Raw genomic sequence first — 19,533 nt, 5'->3', positions numbered from 1 at the left:
GGAGCAGCCCAGGGGCTGCGGAGGTCAGTTCCGATACGGGTTGCCGGGGCGGCTGTCGCGTCGATTGGGCACGCCATCGCCATCACGGTCCCAGCGACCGCGGTTGTACTCCCAGCGCCCGCCACGCTCGCGCCACTCCGGCGCACGGTAGGCATAGCCAGGGCGGGCCTTGACCCACTGGCCTCGCGTCCACACGTACTGGCCGCGACGAGCTTCCCAGTGGCCGGGCGCCCACACATAGCCGCGACGCGGCGGCGGGACACGCTCCGCGCGGGGGGGCGGCGGGGGCTGGCCGATCTGCACATTGATGACCGGCTGCGCCTGGGCGGAGGCCGGGATGGCGATGGCGCCCAGGGAAAGAAGGGTGGCGGTGCCCATGGACAGGGCGACGGCGGTGATGCTCTTTTTCATGGGTTGCTTCCTCATGAAGTGTTGGAGCCTTGATGGTGCGCCGCGGGTGTCAACGCCACGTCAGCGCAAGGCAAATGCTTGTGTGAAGCTGTATCCCGCGCGGGAGGCGGCGCGCAGGCCGCCCACTGCCGGTGTCACTCCCGAAGCAGCGGCACATCGGCCGCCTGCGCCATGGCGGCCGTGCCCGCGGCGTTGGGGTGCAGGTGATCGCCACTGTCGTAGCGTTCGGCCAGCCGACGCGGGTGCGCCGGGTCCTGGAGCGCGGCATCGAAATCGATCACGCCCACGTCCTGCCGGCCGCGGATCCAGCGATTGACCGCCTCTCGCTTGGCCTCGTTGGCCTCGCTCCAGTAGCCCGACCCCTCGAAAGGCAGCAGCGTGCCCAGCAGCACCTTCAGTCCGCGCGCCCGGGCCCGGTCCACCAGCTGCTGCAACCCTGCCGTGAGCGCCTGCGCGCTCGGCGGATGGAATCCGGGCAGAACCTTGCCCTGGAAGGTGCCGAAGCCGATGTCGTTGATGCCGATGAGCACCACGACATGGGTCGCCCCGCTCTGCTGCAGCACATCGGCATCGAAGCGCGACAGGCCGCTCGGCCCCGCGACATCGGCCAGCAGGCGATTGCCGCCGATGCCGGCATTGATCACGGCCACCGGCATGCGCCCATCGTTGTCCTGCAGACGCACGCCCAGGCGCTGTGGATAGCGGGCGGCGCCGGAACCGCTCTCGGCGCCGGAGCCTTCGGTGATCGAATCGCCGAAGGCGACCACCACATTCGCGGGCCTGGGCGGCTTCACATCCAGCCCGGTGACGAACAGGTTCCACGGCGGACGTTGCGCATCGCGCAACCGGGCGGCCCGGGTCTGGTCGCCCGCCACCGCCCAGGCACCTCCTGCCGGCAGGCGATGCACCACCGTGGCCGGCACGGCCTCGGCCAACGCAAAGCTCACCATCACGGACTGGCCGGCCTGCACCGCCAGGGCGGCGCCATCGGTCCAGCGCTCCTGTCCAGGCGGAACCTCGAAAGCGGCGCGGCCGTCCATCAGCAGGGGCTGCAGTGTGCCGGGCGACAGGTTGCCGCCCCCGGTGCCCAGGGCCACGGTGGCGGCCGCGATACGCAGCGGCCGCTGGCCGAAGCGGTTGGAGAAGCGCACCCGCACCTGCTTGCCATTCAGGGCTGGGGTGAGTTGCTGCCGGACAGTGCCCTGCACCATCCACTTGGGAGCAGCGGGCACGCCCGGCAATTGCGGCAGTGCGTCGAAATTCTGGGGCGCCGCTGCCCAGGCGGCGGTCCAGCCAGGTGCGGCATGCACGCCCAGTGCGATCAGGCCAAGGACGAGCGCGGCGCAGAAACCACGCCAGGGAAGGAGGGACATCGTGCGAGCGGCAGTGGACAACCCGCCACCTTAGGCGCGGGCGGGGCATCCCGCCTGCCAGGACTCACCACGTGTCGACGTAGGGCTTGGCCGGTTCCTGCGGGCGACCGGCCGATGCCAGGCCGCGCACCAGCCAGGCGCGCGTGTCGGCCGGGTCGATCACGGCATCGATCTCCAGCGTCTGCGCCATGTTGACGGCCTGACCGTCGGCGTACTGGCGGTCGACCAGCTCCTTGAACAGCGCGTCGCGCCCGGCGCCTTCGGCCACCGCCTCCAGCTCCTTGCGGAAGCCCAGGCGCACGGCCCCTTCCAGCCCCATGGCACCGAACTCGCCCGTGGGCCAGGCGACAGTGAACACGGGCGCGTCGAAGCCGCCCGCCGCCATGGCCTGCGCCCCCAGGCCGTAGCCCTTGCGCAGCACCACGGTGAAGTAGGGCACGCGCAGGTGCGAGGCCACCATGAACATCCGGGACACATGCCGCACCTGCGCCTGCGCCTCGACGTCGGGGCCGACCATGAAGCCGGGCGTGTCGCACAGCGCCACCAGCGGCAGGCCATGGGCATTGCACAGCTGCATGAAGCGCGCGGCCTTGTCAGCCGCCTCGACGTCGATGGCGCCGCCCAGGTGGCGCGGGTTGTTGGCCAGCACGCCCACCGGCCGGCCCTCGATGCGCGCCAGGGCCGTCACCATCCCGGCACCGAAGCCGGCGCGCAGTTCCAGCACCGAGCCGGTGTCGACCAGGCCGCGCAGGACGGCGCGCACGTCGTACACGCGCAGCCGGTTCTCGGGCACGGCCTGGCGCAGCAGGCGTGCGTCTGCGGCCTCCCACTTCGCCGTGCGGCCCTGGAAGTACGACAGGTACTGCCGCGCCGCCGCCGTGGCCTCGGCCTCGTCCTCCACCAGGATGTCGATCACGCCGTTGCGCGACTGCACCGGGCTGGGCCCGATCTGCTCCGGCGCAAAGCGGCCCAACCCGCCGCCTTCGATCATGGCGGGGCCGCTCATGCCGATGTTGCTCTTCTTCGTCGCGATGATCACGTCGCTGCAGCCCAGCAGCGCCGCATTGCCCGCGAAGCAGCGGCCGTGAGCGATGCCTACCACCGGCACCACGCCCGACAGCGCGGCGTACTGGCTGAAAGTGTGGTTGTTGAGGCCGGCGACGATGGGCATATCCACATCGCCCGGCCGGCCGCCGCCGCCTTCGGCAAACAGCACCACCGGCAGCTTGAGCTGATGGGCCAGCGCCAGCATGCGGTCCTTCTTGTGGTGGTTGCGCATGCCCTGGGTGCCGGCCAGCACGGTGTAGTCGTAGGCCATCACCACGCAGCGCGAGGCCTCGGCGCCGAAGAGGTCGGCATTCACACTGCCGATACCCGTCACCATGCCGTCGGCCGGCGTGTTGGCGACCAGGTCCTCCAGGCTGCGGCGGCGGGTCTGCGCGGCAATGGCGAGCTGGCCGTATTCGATGAAGTTGCCGGGGTCGGCATCGAGTGCGCACAGGTCGGCGATGTTCTCGCGCGCCGTGCGGCCGCCCTGCGCATGGCGCTTGGCGACGGCCTGCGGGCGGTTAGCGTCCAGCGTGGGCGCATGGCGGTCGATGACGCGCTGCAGGTCCGGGCGGATGTGGCCGGGGTCGACAGAGGCCCCCTGCTGCTCGCCGGCCTGCTGGGCGTCGACGGGTTCGAGCTGCACCAGCGGCTGGCCTTCGGCCAGGTAGTCGCCTGCGGTGGCCAGCAGCGCGAGCACGCGGCCGGGCTCAGCGGCCTGCAGCAGGTGCTCCATCTTCATGGACTCCAGCACGCCAAGCTGCGCGCCGGCGGGCACCACGTCGCCGATGGCGACATCGAACTGCACGAGGCGGGCGGGCATGGGGGCGCGGACGTGGATGAGGCCATCGTCCGGCTCGTCCTGCGTCGCAGCGGGAGCGTCTTCAGCGGACGGCATGGACGCGGCGCGCGCCGCCATCGTCTCGGCCGCGGTCAGCAGCTCGCCCAGGTGCGCCTCGACGAAGCGGGTGTGCACGTCCTGCCGGGCGAACTCCGGCCGCGCGCCGATGGCCCGCAGCAGCGGCAGGTTGGTGGCCATGCCCTCGATGCGGCATTCGGCCAGCGCGCGCAGGCTTCGGCGCCGCACGTCGGCGAAGTCGCTGCTGCGGCTGGCGACGATCAGCTTGGCCAGCAGCGTGTCGTAGTGCGGCGAGGGCGCGAGGCCCGCATAGCCGTGGGTGTCCACACGCACACCGGGGCCGGAAGGCATGTCGAAGCGCGCAAGCCGGCCACCTGACGGGCGGGCGTTGCCCTGCGCGTCCAGCGTCTCGGCATTGATGCGCCACTGGATGGCGAAGCCCTGCTGCGCGGCCGTGCGCTGCGGCGCGACGCCCAGCGCCTGCAGCCGCTGGCCGGCCAGCACGGCCAGTTGCAGCTGCACCAGGTCGAGCCCGGTGACGGCCTCGGTCACCGTGTGCTCCACCTGCAGGCGCGGATTGGCTTCGATGAAGACCCAGGGCAGCGTGGCCGACGATTCGTCCACCAGGAACTCGAAGGTGCCCAGGCCCAGGTAGCCCACCGCCTGCGCCATGCGCAGCGCAGCCTGCGTGAGGGCCGCGCGCAGGGGCTCGGACAAGGTCGGGCTGGGCGCGATCTCCACCAGCTTCTGGAAGCGGCGCTGCAGCGTGCATTCGCGCTCGCCCAGGCTGGCGACGGCCTCGCCATCGCCCAGCACCTGGATCTCGATGTGGCGGGCGCGCGGCATCAGCCGTTCCACGTACACGCCCTCGACACCGAAGGCCGCGCGGGCCTCGGAGACGCAACGGGCATGGGCCTCGGCCACATCGTCGGCCCGCAGCACGGCGCGCATGCCGCGCCCGCCGCCGCCGCCGATGGCCTTGATCATCACGCCCGCGCCGTCCTTCGCCTGCCCGGCGAAGAAGGCCTGGGCTTCCTGCAACGTCACCGCGCCGGCACTGCCCGGCATGACCGGCACATCGCATTGCTGGGCCAGCGCGCGGGCGCGGGCCTTGTCGCCGAACAGCGCCAGCTGCTCCGGCGTCGGCCCGATGAAGACCAGCCCGGCCTTCGCGCAGGCCTGCGCGAAGTCGGCCCGCTCGCTCAGGAAGCCATAGCCGGGATGCACCGCATCGCAGCCCTGCGCGCGGGCGATGTCCAGCAGCGCGTCGATGTCGAGATACGCCGACGGCCCCGTGGCCGCCAGCGGCACGGCCACGTCGGCCAGCTGCGCGTGCAGGGCCTGCGCATCGTCCTGCGCATGCACGGCCACGCTGGCGATGCCCAGGTCCTGCAGGGCGCGCACCAGGCGCACGGCGATCTCGCCGCGGTTGGCGATCAGTACTTTCTTGAACAACACGTGCCGGTCCTCAATCCAGGTCTTTGAGCAGGCGGCGCAGCACCTTGCCCGCGCCGGTGGCTGGCAGCGCATCGATGAAGCGCACCTGCCGCGGCACCTTGTAGGGCGCCATGTTGTCGCGCGCCCAGGCGGCGATGGCCTCGGGCGTGGTGTCGGCGCCCGGCTTGCGCACGATGAAGGCCTTGACCACCTCGCCCTTCTCCGCATCCGGTTGGGCGATGACCGCGGCCTGGGCCACGGCCGGGTGCTTGATGAGGATGGTCTCGACCTCCTCGGGGAACACGCTGTAGCCGGAGACCTTGATCATCTCCTTGAAGCGGCCGATGAAGCAGAGGTAGCCGTCGACATCGAGCTTGCCCATGTCGCCCGTGTGCACCCAGCCGTTGCGCAGCGTGGCGGCGGTGGCTTCGGGCTTGTTCCAGTAGCCCTTGAAGGTGCCTTCGCTGGCCAGCACGATCTCGCCCACCTCGCCGGCGGGCAGCTCGCGGCCGGTCTCGGGGTCGAGGATGCGGATGGTCACGCCCGGCGCGGGCACGCCCTGCGTGCCCCAGCGGGGCGCGTGGCGCGGCGTGTAGGTGTCGCAGGTGTGGGTCTCCGACAGGCCGTAGGCGGCCTCGTGCGAGGTGCAATTGGGCGCAAAGCCCTGCCATTGCTTCGCCAGCGGCTCGGTGAAGGCGATGCCGAAGCTGGTGACCGGGTTGACCTTCAGGCTGGACAGGTCGAAGTCGCGCGCATCGGCCAGCTGCATGCAGGCCACGTTCATGGGCGCGATGCTGTACCACCAGGTGACGTTGTGGTGGTCGATGGCCTGCAGCACCGCATGCGGGTCGAAGCGGTGCAGCAGCACCTGCGTGGCGCCCACCAGCACCGGCACGTTCACGGCCATCAGCATGCCGGCAATGTGGTACAGCGGCGCCACCGACAGCAGCACGTCGTCGGGTTGCACACCATTGCAGTCGGCCGCGATGCGCGTCTTGAAGAGGGCATTGCCGTAGCTCAGCATCGCGCCTTTGGGCAGGCCCGTGGTGCCCGAGGTGTAGGTCATGAGGGCCACGTCGTCCAGCGACAGCGCGACGGGCGCAGGCTTCGCATCGCCCGCGCTGGCTTCGCGGAAGTCCTCGCAGCCGGCGGGCACGCTGCGCGGCGCCTGCATCGCGGCACGCAGCTCGGCGGGCAGGTCCAGCGCCGGCCCGGGCGGCAGCAGGTCGGCATAGTGCACGACGAAGACATGGGCCAGGTGCGCCGCCTCGGCCTGCACCTGCTGAACCACGGGCAGCAGCGGCGCGGCCGCCACGATGACGCGCGCTTCGAGATCACCCACTTGGTAGGCCAGCTCGTGGGCCTTGTTGAGCGGGCCGCTGGGGCAGACGATGGCGCCGATCTTCTGGATGCCGTAGTGGGCCACCAGGTATTGCGGACAGTTGTTGAGGAAGAGCACCACCGGCTCGCCCTTGGCCACGCCCAGCGCCTGCAGCCGGACGGCGAAGGCGTCGCTCGCGCGGTCGAGCTCGGCATAGCTCATGCGGTGGCCGTACCAGAAGCAGGCGGCATGGTCGCCGCGCTCGCGCGCATGGGTGCGCAGGTACTCGTGCAGCGGCTGCCGGGGGCGCTCTGGCAGCGCGTCACCCGCGGTGCCGGGGTGGGTGTCGAGGCTCATGGTGTGTCTCCGTGGCGTCTGCCGATCAGGGTTAGCGATAGCGCATCGAACCCCGTCGACCCTTGTCATGCGATGCATGGTGCACGAACAATCCTACCGATGGGTAGAACATCGGAGACACCGCACAAACCCAAAGCCGCAGCGCCTCGCGGGCCGGGCGGCCGCGCCCCCATGGAGGGCGCGGCGCGCACGCACGGCAACGGGCGCCAGCGCTCGGCCACCGCCGGCACCGACGTTCAGCGCGAGCGCATCCTGCAGGCGGCCACACAGCTCTTTGCGGCGCAGGGCTATGCCAACACCACGCTGGCGCAGGTGGCCGAGGCGCTGCAGGTGACCAAGCCCTTCATCTACTACTACTTCCGCGACAAGCAGGAGATCTTCGAGGTGCTGTCCTGGCGGCCCACGGTGGACTGCTTCACCGCGCTGGACTTCGCCGACGACGACCCGCGCCCGGCTGCGCAGAAGGTGGTGGAGGGCCTGCGCCGGCTGATCCGCGCCACGGTCATGCATTACCCGGCGGCCTTCTTTCCCTATCGCGAGCCGCAGGTCTACCGGCCCGAATACAACGCCGCGATGAAGAAGCTGGCCCACCACTTCTACGACAAGCTCACGCCACTGCTGGAGCAGGGCCGGCGCGATGGCGACCTGGACTTCAACGAGACGCGCATCACCGCCCTGGCCGCCTGCAGCCTGCCCGGCTTTCTGTACAGCTGGTACCAGCCCGGCGGCCGGCTCGGACCCGAGCAGATGGTGGACGAACTCACCCAGCTCGCTGCCCGTGTGGTGGGCCTGCGCATTCCTTCCGCCTGACCTTCATTCCAACGACAACGGAGACACGCCATGACATTCCGCGCCCGGCTCGCGCCACTGGCCACCGCCCTGCTTCTTGCCGCCGCCGGCGGCGCCTCGGCCCAGACCGACAAGGTCTACAAGCTGGCCTACATCGACCCGCTCTCCGGGCCCTTCGCCAACGTGGGAGAGCTCATGCTGGCCCATGTGCAGTACGCCGTGGACGACATCAATGCCAAGGGCGGTGTGCTCAAGGGCCAGGCCAAGCTGCAGCTGCTGCAGTTCGACAGCAAGCTGTCCGCGCAGGAAAGCCAGAGCGCCCTGCAGGCCGCCATCGACCAGGGCGCGCGCGCCATCGTCACCGGCGGCTCGGGCTCCTCCGTGGTGACGGCGCTGGTGCAGGCCGTCAATCGGTGGAACCAGCGCAATCCGGGCAAGGAGATCCTGGTCCTCAACCACTCCTCCATCGACCCGGAGCTCACCGGCAAGTCCTGCAGCTTCTGGCACTTTCAGACCGAGGCCAACACCGCGATGAAGATGAAGGCCCTGGCCAACTTCATCAAGAAGACGCCCGACGTGAAGAAGGTCTACCTGCTCAACCAGGACTATGCCCACGGCAAGCAATGGGCGAGCTACGGCAAGCAGCTGGTCGGACTGGCCCGGCCCGACGTGCAGTTCGTGGGCGAGGCGCTGCATCCCATCGGCCGGGTGAAGGACTTCGCGCCCTACGTGGCCAACATCAAGGCCTCGGGCGCCGACTCGGTCATCTCCGGCAACTGGGGCCAGGACATGACGCTGCTGCTCAAGGCCGCGGGCGACGCCGGCTACAACCTGCGCTACTTCAATCACAGCGCCGGCTCGGTGCCGGGCACGGTGCTGGCCGTGTCGCAGGCCAAGCTGGGCCAGCTCACGTGGGTGGCCGAATGGCACCCGGGCCAGGCCGACAGCCCGCGCGTGGATGCGCTGGCCAAGGCCTACAAGGCGAAGATGGGCAAGGACTTCCTGGCGCCGCGCATCGACATGACGCCACGCCTGCTGGCCGCCGCCATCGACAAGGCCGGCAGCACCGAGACGGTCGCCGTCGCGCGCGCGATGGAGGACCTGAGCTTCGATTCGGTGGTCGGCCCGGTGCGCATGCGCGGCGAAGACCATCAGCTGCTGCTGCCGCAGGTCGTCAACACCATCGCCCCGGTCGATGGCAAGACGGTCAAGACCGGCTGGGAAGGCACCAACTACGGCTTCCGCACCGAGGCGGTCTACACCGGCAACGAACTGGCGCAGGGCACCGACTGCAAGATGGTTCGCCCAGGCGGCTGAATCCGCGCTGCGTGCGGTGTCGGCATCGGCTGGCACGCGCCCTTCATCGACCGTGCCTAGACTGGACCGATGCAAGCCAGCTTCGACCCCAGCGCCCGTCCTGCCGCCGCCACCGTGGCGCTGATCGGGGCGCCCACCGATGTGGGTGCCAGTGTGCGCGGCTGTGGCATGGGCCCTGACGCCCTGCGGGTGGCGGGCCTGGCCGACTGCGTGGCGCGCATGGGCCTGAATGTGGTCGACCGCGGCAACCTGGCCGGTCCCGCCACGCCCTGGCGCGCGCCCGAGGGCGGGCTGCGCCACCTCGAGGAAGCGGTGGCGTGGAACCGAAGCGTCTATGACGCCGTCGATGCCGCCCTTGGCATGGGTCATCTTCCGCTGCTGATGGGCGGCGACCATTGCCTGGCGGTCGGCTCCATCAGCGCCGTCGCCTGGCATGCGCGGCGCCGCGGCAAGACGCTGCGCGTGCTCTGGCTCGATGCACACACCGACGTCAACACCGAGGCCGGTTCGCCCAGCGGCAATCTGCACGGCATGCCCGTCGCCTGTCTTCTGGGCCACGGGCCGGCTGCCCTCACCGGCTGGAGCGGCACACCGGACGCGCTTCAGGCCGATGCGCTGCGCTTCGTGGGCATCCGCAGTGTCGACGCGCCGGAACGCGACGCCATCCACCGCCTGGGCCTGACCGTGTTCGACATGCGCCACATCGACGAGCATGGCATGCGCACCGCCATGACCGAGGCCCTGCATGGGGTGGACGAGGACACGCATCTGCACGTGAGCTTCGACATCGACTGCCTCGACCCGGATGTGGCGCCGGGCGTGGGCACCGGCGTGCGCGGCGGCGTCAGCTACCGCGAGATGCAGCTGTGCATGGAGATGATCGCGGACACCGGGCGCTTGGCTTCGCTCGATGTGGTGGAGCTCAACCCCGCCCTGGACGTGCGCAACCGCAGCGCCGAGATCGCGGTGGAACTCATCGAGAGTCTGCTCGGCAAGTCCACCCTGGCCCGTGGCTGAGTCACCTTTGCTGACAAAGGGGATTGCTCCTACATCGATCGTCGGCGTGCGGGGCGACCGTCAAGGCCCCGGATTGCCGATAGTGCGTCCAACCGCTGCCGCGCCGTCTCCATCCATGTCCGAAACCACCCCTCCCACCGGTTCCGCCCTGCGCGTCCTGGTTGTCGAAGACGATCCGGACGTGCTGCAGACCACGCTGGAGATGCTGAAGCTGCTGGGGCATTGGGCAACCGGGGTGGGCAGCGCGGAAACGGCGCGCGACCGCTATCTCGACGGCGCATTCGACGTGGTGATGATCGATGTGGGGCTGCCGGCGCTCTCAGGACTGGATCTCGCCGAAGCGCTGGGTGTGCGGCCTCCCGTGCGCATCATCTTTGCGACCGGCCGGCCGCCACCGCGCGAATTGCCGCCCGGCACGCAATGGCTGCGCAAGCCCTTCGGGCTGGACGCGCTCACCGACGCACTGGCCACTCCGGCTAGCGGACCGACGGCATCGGCCTCGCGGAACCTTCGGTGACCGGGGTGGCCACGGCCGGTTCGGCCCTCGCCAGATAGCGCTCCAGCAGCGCATAGAAGCCTTCATAGAAGCGATCATCCGTCAGGGTCTGGCTCGCCACCTTGACCATCGCGTCATTGCTGGAGCTGAAAGGCAGCGACAGCGAGCCGAAGGCGCCGACGCCCACGCTGGCCGAATTGTTGACCTTCTTGAGGCCGTAGCGGTCCTGCACCGCCGTGGCGAAGGCAATGGCGGCGGGCCTGCCCTCGTCGCCCTGCTCCTGGGCGCAGACCACGCGGAACTCGACCTCCACATGCACCTCGCCCTCAGGCTGGAAGCTCTTGCGCCCCGTCACCTGTTCGGCCGTGGCGGCCGTGATCATGTACCCCTGGCTCAGCAGCGCGCGGCGCGCCGCTTCGCAGGTCTGGGCCACCGTCGCGTCATAGATGCGGGTGTGGGTGTTGGTCGCATCGAAGGACTCGGTCTCCAGCCCCTTCGCGGTTCCGAGCTTCGGCGCGCTGCCGCAGCCGGCCAGCACTGCCGCCAGCACCACCATTCCCACGGCGCCCCAGCCGCGCCTCGCTCGCATTCGCATCGTCGTCATCCCGCAAGTGTCGCCCGCGCCGACGGCTGGGGCGTGGCTTGGACGCGGCGGCGCAAAGACGGTTCCCGCTCAGGGATACAAACCGCGCTCCTGGCGCGCGGCGAGGATGCGCTCGCACGCGACTGCGAACGTGGCCGTGCGCAGCGTGATGTGGTGCTCGTCCGCCTTGTTCCAGATGTGCTCGAGCGCGCCCACCATGATGCGGTCCAGGCGCTGGTTGATCTCGTCCTCGGTCCAGAAGAAGCTGGAGAAGTCCTGCACCCATTCGAAGTACGACACCGTCACGCCGCCGGCATTGCAGATCACGTCGGGCACCACCAGCACCCCACGTTCGGCCAGGATGTCGTCGGCCTGCGGCACGGTGGGGCCGTTGGCGCCCTCGAGCACCAGGCGGGCGGTGATGCGGCGGGCGCGGTCGGCGGTGATCTGGCCCTCCAGCGCGGCCGGGATCAGGATGTCGGTGGGCACGTCCCAGAAGGCCTCGTTGTCCACCTGCTCACCGGCGCCGAATTCCGCGATGCCGCCGGTGCGGCGCGAATGGGCCATCAGCGCCGGCATGTCGAAGCCACCTTCGTTGACCAGGGTGCCGGTGTGGTCCTGCACGGCCACCACCTTGGCCCCGGCCTCCGCGAAGAGCTCGGCCGCCACCGAGCCCACATTGCCGAAGCCCTGCACCGTGACCCGGGCGCCCTGCAGCGGCAGGCCCAGGCGGCGCGCGGCCTCGCGGCCGGTGACGAATACGCCCCGGCCCGTCGCCTTGACCCGGCCCAGGGAGCCGCCCAGGTGGATCGGCTTGCCGGTGACCACGCCGGTGGCCGTCGAGCCGGTGTTCATCGAATAGGTGTCCATCATCCAGGCCATGATCTGGCCGTTGGTGTTGACGTCCGGTGCGGGGATGTCGGAATGCGGGCCGATGATGAGGCCGATCTCGCTGGTGTAGCGGCGCGTCATCTTCTCCAGCTCCGTCTGCGACAGCTTCTTGGGATCGACGCGGATGCCGCCCTTGGCGCCACCGTAGGGCAGGTTGACGGCGGCGCACTTGACGGTCATCCAGGCCGACAGGGCCATCACCTCTTCCAGCGTGACGTCGGGGTGGAAGCGCACGCCGCCCTTGCCCGGCCCGCGCGAGAGGTTGTGCTGCACGCGGAAGCCCTCGAAGTGGGCGATGGTGCCGTCGTCCATCTCGATCGGCACGTCCACGATCAGCGCGCGCTTGGGGCGCTTGAGTGTCTCGGCCCAGCGGCCCAGGTGGCCCAGGTAGGGCACCACGCGGTCGACCTGCGACAGGTAGGTGCCCCAGGGGCTGGTGGAGGACGGGTGGACGTACGAGAGTTCGCTGGACTGCTGCATGGTGAAAAGGCCTCGGTGGTGCGGATGGCCGCGACGATAGGCCGCCCGACCGCGCCGCGCCAGGGGCCATGCAGCCGGCGGCGGACCTTATGCGCGAGCGGCAAGGGCACGGGGCCGGCCGCCGAAGATGGCCGTGCCAACCCGCACCATCGTGCTGCCGGCGGCGATGGCCGACTCCAGGTCGGCGCTCATGCCCATCGAAAGCGTGTCCAGCGGCAGCCCCAGCGCATCGCGCAGGCGGGCGGCCAGCTCGGCCACCCGCATGAAGACGGCCCGCTCGGCCGCGGCGTCGGGCTGCGGCTCCGGGATGGCCATCAGGCCGCGCAGCACCAGCTGCGGCAGCGCCGCCATGTCGCGCGCCAGCGCCAGGGCCTCCTCTGGCGTCGCGCCCGACTTGTTGGCGCCGCCGTCGATGTTGACCTGCAGGCAGACCTGCAACGGTGGAAGACTTTCGGGGCGCTGCTGCGACAGGCGCTGGGCGATCTTGAGCCGGTCCACGCTGTGCACCCAGTCGAACTGCTCGGCCACGGGCCGCGTCTTGTTGCTCTGCAGCGGGCCGATGCAGTGCCATTCCAGTTGCGGGCGCAGCTCGGCCAGCGCCGCGATCTTGTCGAGACCCTCCTGCACGTAGTTCTCGCCGAACGCCCCCTGCCCCGCGGCGAAGGCGTCGCGCACGGCGTCAGGGCCGAAGGTCTTGGAGACGGCCAGCAGCCGCACCTCGCCCGGATGGCGGCCGCTCGCCTCGCAGGCGCGCACGATCCGTGCATGAACCTGCTGGAGCTGCTCACTCGTCGTAGTCATAATCGCTGAAACCGTTTCAAAACGTCACGAAGTCTAGAGAGGTCGTCCGTGGACATCACCCAGCTGCTGGCATTCAGCGTCAAGAACAAGGCGTCGGACCTGCACCTCTCGGCCGGCCTGCCGCCGCTGATCCGGGTGCACGGGGACGTGCGCCGCATCAATCTCGACCCCATGGAGCACAAGGAAGTGCATGCCATGGTCTACGACATCATGAACGACTCGCAGCGCAAGCATTACGAGGAGTTCCTGGAGATCGACTTTTCGTTCGAGATCGAGGGCCTGGCCCGCTTCCGCGTCAACGCCTTCAACCAGCAGCGCGGCTGCGCGGCGGTGTTCCGGACCATTCCGTCGAAGGTGCTCACGCTGGAGCAGCTGAATGCGCCGCGGATTTTCGGCGAGCTGGCCCTCAAGCCACGCGGCCTGGTGCTGGTGACCGGGCCGACGGGCTCGGGCAAGTCGACCACGCTGGCCGCCATGGTCAACCACATGAACGAGACCGAGTACGGCCACATCCTGACGGTGGAGGACCCCATCGAGTTCGTGCACGAGTCGAAGAAGTGCCTGATCAACCAGCGCGAGGTGGGGCCGATGACCCTGAGCTTCGCCAACGCGCTGCGCTCGGCCCTGCGCGAGGATCCGGACGCGATCCTGGTGGGCGAGCTGCGCGACCTCGAGACCATCCGCCTGGCGCTGACGGCCGCCGAGACGGGCCACCTGGTGTTCGGCACGCTGCACACTTCGAGCGCCGCCAAGACCATCGACCGGATCATCGACGTCTTCCCCGGCGAGGAGAAGGAGATGGTGCGGGCCATGCTGTCGGAGTCGTTGCAGGCCGTGATCTCGCAGACGCTGTGCAAGACCAAGGACGGCGCCGGGCGCGTGGCCGCGCACGAGATCATGCTGGGCACGCCGGCCATCCGCAACCTGATCCGCGAGGCCAAGGTGGCGCAGATGTATTCGAGCATCCAGACCGGCCAGAGCATGGGCATGCAGACGCTGGACCAATGCCTGGTCGACCTCGTGCGCCGCGGGGTCATCAGCCCGGCGGAAGCCCGCGGCAAGGCCAAGACACCCGAGAATTTCCCCGGCTGACCGGGCTCGCGGCTGCGCACGCCCCCGACGGGCGTGCCAGCGCCCCGCCGCACGCCCCTTCAATCCCCCCCTTTCCGGAGCCACCATGGAACGCGATCAGGCCAGCCAGTTCATCACCGACCTGTTGAAACTCATGGTCAGCCGCGGGGGCAGCGACCTGTTCATCACGGCCGACTTCCCGCCGGCCGTGAAGATCGACGGCAAGGTGGTCAAGATCTCGCAGCAGCCGCTGTCGCCCCAGCACACGCTGGCGCTCACACGCGCACTCATGAACGACCGGCAGACAGCCGAGTTCGAGCGCTCGCGCGAATGCAATTTCGCCATCTCGCCCGCCGGCTACGGGCGCTTCCGCGTCAATGCCTTCGTGCAGCAGGGCCGCGTGGGCATGGTGCTGCGGACCATCCCCACCACGCCGCCCACCATCGACGGGCTGAACCTGCCGCAGGTGCTCAAGGAAGTCACCATGACCAAGCGCGGCCTGGTGATCGTGGTGGGCGCCACCGGCTCGGGCAAGTCGACCACGCTGGCCGGCATGCTCGACTGGCGCAACGAGAACACCCAGGGCCACATCGTCACGGTGGAGGACCCGATCGAGTTCGTCCACCCGCACAAGAGCTGCGTGGTCACGCAACGCGAGATCGGCATCGACACCGACAGCTGGGAGGCGGCGCTGAAGAACGCGCTGCGCCAGGCGCCCGATGTGATCCTGATGGGCGAGATCCGCGACCGCACGGCCATGGAGAACGCGATCATCTTCTCGGAGACCGGTCACCTCTGCCTGGCCACGCTGCACGCCAACAACGCCAACCAGGCGCTGGACCGCATCATCAACTTCTTCCCCGACGACCGGCGCGAGCAGCTGCTCATGGACCTGTCGCTCAACCTGCGCTCGATGATCTCGCAGCGGCTGATTCCCACCGAGGACGGCCGCGGCCGCGTGGCGGCGGTGGAGATCATGCTCAACACGCCGCTGATTGCCGACATGATCTTCAAGGGCCAGGTCGGCGAGATGAAGGAGGTGATGCGCAAGAGCCGCAACCTCGGCATGCAGACCTTCGACCAGGCGCTGTTCGACCTCTTCGAGCAGTACGCCATCTCGTACGAGGACGCGGTGCGCAACGCGGACTCCACCAACGACCTGCGCCTGCAGATCAAGCTGCACAGCCAGCGTGCGCGCACGCGCGATCTGAGCTCTGGCACCGAGCATCTGTCGGTGCTGTGAGCGGGGGGCGGGCCGGCCTGCGCCGCCGACCGCCTGCGCAGGCTACGAAGCCGGGCTGCGCGCATGTCTGGCGGGCCGGTCGCCGCTAAGCTAGCGGGATGAGCACACCCTCCCCCTCCTTCAATCCCAAGTCCTACGCCGCCGTCCCGGCCCGCTCCGTCGCCTTCCTCGGCCTGGGCGTGATGGGCTATCCGATGGCAGCCCACCTGGCGGCTGCCGGCCACCGCGTCACCGTCTACAACCGCAGTGGCGCCAAGTCCGCGACGTGGGTGCAGGAATTCGGCGCGGGCGGCGGCCATGCCTCCGCGCCCACGCCGCGTGAAGCGGCGGCCGGTGCCGACATCGTCTTCTGCTGCGTGGGCAACGACGACGACCTGCGCTCGGTGGTGCTGGGCGACGCTGGCGCCTTCGCCGGCATGAAGGCTGGCGCGGTGTTCGTGGACCACACCACTGCCTCGGCCGAGGTGGCACGCGAGCTCTCCGCCGCGGCCACCGCCCAGGGCCTGCACTTCATCGATGCCCCCGTCTCGGGCGGCCAGGCCGGGGCCCAGAACGGCCTGCTGACGGTGATGTGCGGGGGCGATGCCGCAGTGTTCGCACAGGTCGAGCCGGTGATCGCTGCCTTCGCCCGCGCGGTCACGCTGCTGGGCGACAGCGGATCAGGCCAGCTGGCCAAGATGGTCAACCAGATCTGCATTGCCGGGCTGGTGCAGGGCCTGTCCGAGGCTGTCGCCTTCGGCCAGCGCGCCGGCCTGGACATGGAGAAGGTGCTCGACGTGATCGGCAAGGGTGCCGCGCAGAGCTGGCAGATGGACAACCGCGGCAAGACCATGGTGGCCGGCCGCTTCGACTTCGGCTTTGCCGTCGACTGGATGCGCAAGGACCTGGGCCTGGTGCTCGACGAAGCCAAGCGCAACGGCGCCCGCCTGCCGGTGACGGCGCTGGTGGACCAGTTCTATGCCGACGTGCAGCAGGCCGGCGGCGCACGGTGGGACACCTCCAGCCTCATTACCCGATTGAAGTAAGCCCGCGTACCGCCGCGCGACCGGCGCAGCCCCCCGGGCTCAGCGCACCGGCGAGGTGACCACGCCCGGAACGGGCGCGGGGGCAGCCGCCGGTGCGGGCAGCGGCGCCATCGGCGGCAGCGGCACGCGAGCGCCGTCGGTGCCGGGCACGGTCTGCGAGGGGCCGACGCCGCCGGGCAGAGCCTGGCCGTCGTCGCTGACGAATTCGAACACCCGCACCACCTTCTCCACTCCCGAGATGCCGCGCGCGATGTCGGTCGCGCGGTCGGCTTCGCGGCGGGTGACCAGGCCCATCAGGTAGACCACGCCGCCTTCGGTCACGACCTTGATCGAGTTGGCCGGCACGTCGGACGCATCCAGCAGCGAAGCCTTGACCTTGGTGGTCAGATAGGTGTCGTTGGAACGCCGGGCGATGTTGAGGGCCGGCCCCACCACCACCTCGTTGACGATGCCCCGGACATTGGGCGCGGTGCGCACCACCTCGCCGGCACGCTGCTTGTCGGCCTCGCTGCCCACGGTGCCGATCAGCAGGGCTGTGCGATTGAAGCTGACCACCGTCACGTTCATGTCGCCGTTCGCGATCTCGCGGATGCGGGCGGCAGCCCGCAGCTCGATCGCCTGGTCGTCGAGTTGCGCGCCGGAGCTGCGACGGTCCAGTGCCAGGGTGCCGATGCCCGCGGCAGCGGCGGCGCCGCCCACCACCAGCGGCACGCAGCCCGCCAGGCTGCCGCCCAGCGCGGCAACGGCCAGGCAGGCGCAGGCCAGGCGCTGGCCGTGTCGGAAGATCGTCGTCGGGGAGGGGGTGGTCATGCGGAAAGCTCCTGTTCGCCAAGTAGTTGGGCATCCACGGCGTCGCACAGGCAGTGCAGCAGCACCAGGTGCACTTCGTGGATGCGGGAAAGACGGTCGTGCGGCACGCAGACCTGCACATCGGTTTCGCGCAGCGCCCGGCCCAGCGCGCCGCCCGCGCCACTGCCCACGCCGCCGGTGAGCGCGATGACGCACATGTCGCGCTCGTGCGCCGCCGCCGCGGCGGCCAGCACGGCTGCCGACTCGCCGCGCGGGCTGATGGCCAGCAACACGTCGCCGGCCTCGCCCAGCGCCCGCACCTGGCGGGCCAGGCCGGCGGCATCGGCGCACTGGCGGGTGTCGGCCAACGGATCGTCGGGGATGCAGGGCAGCGCCAGCGCCGCCAGGGAAGGCCGCTCACGTTCGAAGCGGCCGACGAACTGGGCCGCGAACTGCGCAGCCAGAAGACCGGAGATGCCCGCGCCGCAGGCCAGCACCTTGCGGCCGCTGGTCACGCCCGCCAGCAGGGCCTGAACGGCCAGTCCCAGCGGCTTGCTGAGCACCGGACCGGCCTGGTATTTGAGATCGGCGCTGTCGATGAAATGTTGTTGTAGACGTTGTTCAACCATGCTGTCCGGAATCATAGACGTGCGCTTTTCGGGCCAAAGGGGCCCAGCCTGCGACCGCCGCTGCCGTGTCTGGTTCCCGCCCGTTGGCAACAAGCCGTGGCGCCCACCATCCCAGAGCAGGCAAGCAGGGCCCCGGACAGCAGGCCGTGGAGCTGGCCACGCCAGGCCACCCGCTGAGCTGGCTGGCCCAGGGCGCGAGGTGCGCGGCCTGAAAACGAGGTGACGCAGCGCGAACCCTGCAGCCTGTGCGGGTCACTCCATCATGAACGCACCCTGCACCCAGCGGATCTCGTCCTCCACCAGCACCGCATCGAAGCGGCAGGGCGGCGGCGAGCCCAGGCGCATCAGGTAGTGCCGCGCCGCGAAGATGATGCGGCGCTGCTTGACGAACGTGATGCTGGCGCCCGCCCCGCCGTGACTGCCGCGCGAGCGGCTGCGCACCTCGACGAAGACCAGCGTGCCGCCCGGCTCGCGCATGATCAGGTCCACCTCGCCGCCGCCGCGGCCCGGGGTTCGATAATTGCGCGCCACCAGCACCAGCCCGGCCTTGCGCAGGTGGGCCAGCGCAGCGTCCTCGGCGGCGTCGCCCAGGCGCTTGGTGGTCGGGGGCGCCACCGCCCCCCGCTTGAACGGAAGAAGACCCATCTTGAACACCCTCCCCTCGGCTGCTTCTTTCGGCGCCGCTGTCCAGGCCGCCCGCGACGCGGCCGGCGGCCAGCATTATCCGCAGGGCACCCTCTATGTCGTGGCCACGCCCATCGGCAACCTGGCCGACCTGTCGCTGCGGGCGCTGCATGTGCTGCAGCTGGTCGATGCCATCGCCTGCGAGGACACGCGCCACACCCACCAGCTGCTGCGCGCCTGCGGCATCGACCGGCCCGGCAGCCAGTTGCTGGCGGTGCACCAGCACAACGAGGCCGAGGCCGCGCAGGCTGTGATCACACGCCTGACCGAGGGCCAGCGCATCGCCTACGTCAGCGACGCCGGCACACCGGGGGTGAGCGACCCGGGTGCCCGCCTGGCTGCCGCGGTCCAGTCCGCGGGCCAGCGGGTGCTGCCGATTCCCGGCCCATCCAGCGTGACCACGCTGCTCAGCGCCGCAGGCGCACATGACGACGCCCGCGGCAGCGCCTTCGTGTTCGCGGGCTTCCTGCCCACGAAGGCCGGCGAGCGCGATGCCGCCGTGCAGACGCTGGCCAGCGAAACGCGCGCCGTGGTGCTGCTGGAGGCCCCGCACCGTATCGAGGCCCTGGCGCGCGCGCTGGCCGTGCTGGGCGCGCGGCCGGTGACCGTCGGCCGCGAGCTGACCAAGCAGTTCGAGGAGATCGTCACCGTGCCCGCCGAGACTCTCGCGGACTGGCTGGCCGCCGGGGCGCAGCGCACGCGGGGCGAGTTCGCACTGCTGCTGCATCCCCAGCCCGCCCAGGTCGAGGCCGACGGCATCGGCGCCGAGGCCGAGCGCGTGCTGCGACTGCTGCTGGCCGAACTGCCGCTCAAGAGCGCGGCACGGCTGGCCGCCGACATCACGGGCGCTCCTCGCAATGCGCTGTACGCGCAGGCCTTGGCCTGGCGCAGCACGGAGGAATGAGCCTGACCG

At 70.2% G+C, this 19,533-nt stretch carries 18 protein-coding genes; 8 read left to right on the top strand and 10 right to left on the bottom strand.

Features of this window, described 5'->3' with window-relative positions:
* Positions 1-24 precede the first annotated feature (24 nt).
* The 4 genes from BXA03_RS11520 to BXA03_RS11505 form a co-directional block, all read right to left on the bottom strand.
* Positions 25-411, bottom strand: coding sequence for a YXWGXW repeat-containing protein (locus BXA03_RS11520; RefSeq protein ID WP_076507502.1), 387 nt, complete (start codon positions 409-411; stop codon positions 25-27).
* A gap of 134 nt (positions 412-545) precedes the next feature.
* Positions 546-1,784 carry an SGNH/GDSL hydrolase family protein gene (locus BXA03_RS11515; RefSeq protein ID WP_076507499.1) on the bottom strand — a complete coding sequence of 413 codons (1,239 nt, stop codon included), beginning with the start codon at positions 1,782-1,784 and terminating at the stop codon, positions 546-548.
* Positions 1,785-1,848: 64 nt separating this feature from the next.
* Positions 1,849-5,145, bottom strand: coding sequence for a carboxyl transferase domain-containing protein (locus BXA03_RS11510; RefSeq protein ID WP_076507496.1), 3,297 nt, complete (start codon positions 5,143-5,145; stop codon positions 1,849-1,851).
* Between the two features lie 13 nt (positions 5,146-5,158).
* Positions 5,159-6,805, bottom strand: coding sequence for an AMP-binding protein (locus tag BXA03_RS11505; RefSeq protein WP_076507494.1), 1,647 nt, complete (start codon positions 6,803-6,805; stop codon positions 5,159-5,161).
* 99 nt (positions 6,806-6,904) lie between these two features.
* On the opposite strand from BXA03_RS11505, the gene BXA03_RS11500 reads away from it, so the two are divergent.
* From BXA03_RS11500 to BXA03_RS26860, 4 genes are all read left to right on the top strand, one after another.
* Entirely contained in the window at positions 6,905-7,615 is a 711-nt protein-coding gene (locus BXA03_RS11500; RefSeq protein ID WP_076507491.1) for a TetR/AcrR family transcriptional regulator, read from the top strand.
* A gap of 30 nt (positions 7,616-7,645) precedes the next feature.
* Complete coding sequence (locus BXA03_RS11495) at positions 7,646-8,911, top strand: branched-chain amino acid ABC transporter substrate-binding protein (protein ID WP_076507488.1); 1,266 nt, start codon at positions 7,646-7,648, stop codon at positions 8,909-8,911.
* A 69-nt stretch (positions 8,912-8,980) separates the two neighbouring features.
* On the top strand, positions 8,981-9,928 hold the full coding sequence (rocF, locus tag BXA03_RS11490; protein WP_076507485.1) for an arginase: 948 nt from the start codon (positions 8,981-8,983) through the stop codon (positions 9,926-9,928).
* Between the two features lie 115 nt (positions 9,929-10,043).
* A complete protein-coding gene (locus BXA03_RS26860; RefSeq protein WP_076507483.1) occupies positions 10,044-10,445 on the top strand; it encodes a response regulator in 402 nt (133 codons plus the stop codon).
* Here BXA03_RS26860 and BXA03_RS11480 read toward each other — a convergent pair.
* The 3 genes from BXA03_RS11480 to BXA03_RS11470 all read right to left on the bottom strand — a co-directional run bounded on the left by BXA03_RS11480 (position 10,405) and on the right by BXA03_RS11470 (position 13,179).
* A complete protein-coding gene (locus BXA03_RS11480; RefSeq protein WP_076507480.1) occupies positions 10,405-11,013 on the bottom strand; it encodes a DUF2242 domain-containing protein in 609 nt (202 codons plus the stop codon). The genes BXA03_RS26860 and BXA03_RS11480 overlap by 41 nt on opposite strands.
* Positions 11,014-11,097: 84 nt before the next feature.
* Complete coding sequence (locus BXA03_RS11475) at positions 11,098-12,378, bottom strand: Glu/Leu/Phe/Val family dehydrogenase (RefSeq protein WP_076507477.1); 1,281 nt, start codon at positions 12,376-12,378, stop codon at positions 11,098-11,100.
* An 87-nt stretch (positions 12,379-12,465) separates the two neighbouring features.
* Positions 12,466-13,179: a YggS family pyridoxal phosphate-dependent enzyme gene (locus BXA03_RS11470; protein WP_076507474.1), complete on the bottom strand. Its 714-nt coding sequence runs from the start codon at positions 13,177-13,179 to the stop codon at positions 12,466-12,468.
* Between the two features lie 48 nt (positions 13,180-13,227).
* Here BXA03_RS11470 and BXA03_RS11465 point away from each other — a divergent pair, with 48 nt between their 5' ends.
* The 3 genes from BXA03_RS11465 (at position 13,228) to BXA03_RS11455 (ending at position 16,518) form a co-directional block, all read left to right on the top strand.
* The gene (locus tag BXA03_RS11465) at positions 13,228-14,271 is read left to right on the top strand and encodes a type IV pilus twitching motility protein PilT (protein ID WP_076507471.1); all 1,044 of its coding nucleotides are present in this window, start codon (positions 13,228-13,230) and stop codon (positions 14,269-14,271) included.
* 85 nt (positions 14,272-14,356) lie between these two features.
* On the top strand, positions 14,357-15,493 hold the full coding sequence (locus BXA03_RS11460) for a PilT/PilU family type 4a pilus ATPase (RefSeq protein ID WP_076507469.1): 1,137 nt from the start codon (positions 14,357-14,359) through the stop codon (positions 15,491-15,493).
* A gap of 98 nt (positions 15,494-15,591) precedes the next feature.
* The gene (locus tag BXA03_RS11455) at positions 15,592-16,518 is read left to right on the top strand and encodes an NAD(P)-dependent oxidoreductase (RefSeq protein ID WP_076507467.1); all 927 of its coding nucleotides are present in this window, start codon (positions 15,592-15,594) and stop codon (positions 16,516-16,518) included.
* A 39-nt stretch (positions 16,519-16,557) separates the two neighbouring features.
* Here BXA03_RS11455 and BXA03_RS11450 read toward each other — a convergent pair whose 3' ends face one another.
* From BXA03_RS11450 to BXA03_RS11440, 3 genes are all read right to left on the bottom strand, one after another.
* The gene (locus BXA03_RS11450) at positions 16,558-17,328 is read right to left on the bottom strand and encodes a BON domain-containing protein (protein ID WP_076507465.1); all 771 of its coding nucleotides are present in this window, start codon (positions 17,326-17,328) and stop codon (positions 16,558-16,560) included.
* Positions 17,325-17,936 carry an SIS domain-containing protein gene (locus BXA03_RS11445; protein WP_076507721.1) on the bottom strand — a complete coding sequence of 204 codons (612 nt, stop codon included), beginning with the start codon at positions 17,934-17,936 and terminating at the stop codon, positions 17,325-17,327. Before BXA03_RS11445 ends, BXA03_RS11450 begins: the two co-directional genes overlap by 4 nt.
* 252 nt (positions 17,937-18,188) lie before the next feature.
* Positions 18,189-18,581 carry a YraN family protein gene (locus BXA03_RS11440; protein WP_076507463.1) on the bottom strand — a complete coding sequence of 131 codons (393 nt, stop codon included), beginning with the start codon at positions 18,579-18,581 and terminating at the stop codon, positions 18,189-18,191.
* A gap of 1 nt (position 18,582) precedes the next feature.
* Between BXA03_RS11440 and rsmI the strand changes: the two genes are divergently transcribed.
* Positions 18,583-19,524 (top strand): 16S rRNA (cytidine(1402)-2'-O)-methyltransferase, encoded by a 942-nt coding sequence (gene rsmI / locus BXA03_RS11435; protein ID WP_076507460.1) that lies wholly within the window; start codon positions 18,583-18,585, stop codon positions 19,522-19,524.
* The last annotated feature ends 9 nt before the right edge of the window (positions 19,525-19,533 follow it).

Source organism: Pseudacidovorax sp. RU35E (assembly GCF_900156165.1).
GTDB lineage: Bacteria > Pseudomonadota > Gammaproteobacteria > Burkholderiales > Burkholderiaceae_C > Xenophilus.
This window is presented reverse-complemented; position numbering and strand designations above follow the sequence as displayed.

Coding starts and splice junctions, on each gene's coding strand:
- BXA03_RS11455 (WP_076507467.1), top strand. CDS start 15,592: ATGAGCACACCCTCCCCCTCCTTCAATCCCAAGTCCTACGCCGCCGTC.
- rocF (WP_076507485.1), top strand. CDS start 8,981: ATGCAAGCCAGCTTCGACCCCAGCGCCCGTCCTGCCGCCGCCACCGTG.
- BXA03_RS11505 (WP_076507494.1), bottom strand. CDS start 6,805: ATGAGCCTCGACACCCACCCCGGCACCGCGGGTGACGCGCTGCCAGAG.
- BXA03_RS11495 (WP_076507488.1), top strand. CDS start 7,646: ATGACATTCCGCGCCCGGCTCGCGCCACTGGCCACCGCCCTGCTTCTT.
- BXA03_RS11460 (WP_076507469.1), top strand. CDS start 14,357: ATGGAACGCGATCAGGCCAGCCAGTTCATCACCGACCTGTTGAAACTC.
- BXA03_RS26860 (WP_076507483.1), top strand. CDS start 10,044: ATGTCCGAAACCACCCCTCCCACCGGTTCCGCCCTGCGCGTCCTGGTT.
- BXA03_RS11500 (WP_076507491.1), top strand. CDS start 6,905: ATGGGTAGAACATCGGAGACACCGCACAAACCCAAAGCCGCAGCGCCT.
- BXA03_RS11520 (WP_076507502.1), bottom strand. CDS start 411: ATGAAAAAGAGCATCACCGCCGTCGCCCTGTCCATGGGCACCGCCACC.
- BXA03_RS11475 (WP_076507477.1), bottom strand. CDS start 12,378: ATGCAGCAGTCCAGCGAACTCTCGTACGTCCACCCGTCCTCCACCAGC.
- BXA03_RS11470 (WP_076507474.1), bottom strand. CDS start 13,179: ATGACTACGACGAGTGAGCAGCTCCAGCAGGTTCATGCACGGATCGTG.
- BXA03_RS11515 (WP_076507499.1), bottom strand. CDS start 1,784: ATGTCCCTCCTTCCCTGGCGTGGTTTCTGCGCCGCGCTCGTCCTTGGC.
- BXA03_RS11450 (WP_076507465.1), bottom strand. CDS start 17,328: ATGACCACCCCCTCCCCGACGACGATCTTCCGACACGGCCAGCGCCTG.
- BXA03_RS11440 (WP_076507463.1), bottom strand. CDS start 18,581: ATGGGTCTTCTTCCGTTCAAGCGGGGGGCGGTGGCGCCCCCGACCACC.
- BXA03_RS11445 (WP_076507721.1), bottom strand. CDS start 17,936: ATGGTTGAACAACGTCTACAACAACATTTCATCGACAGCGCCGATCTC.
- BXA03_RS11480 (WP_076507480.1), bottom strand. CDS start 11,013: ATGCGAGCGAGGCGCGGCTGGGGCGCCGTGGGAATGGTGGTGCTGGCG.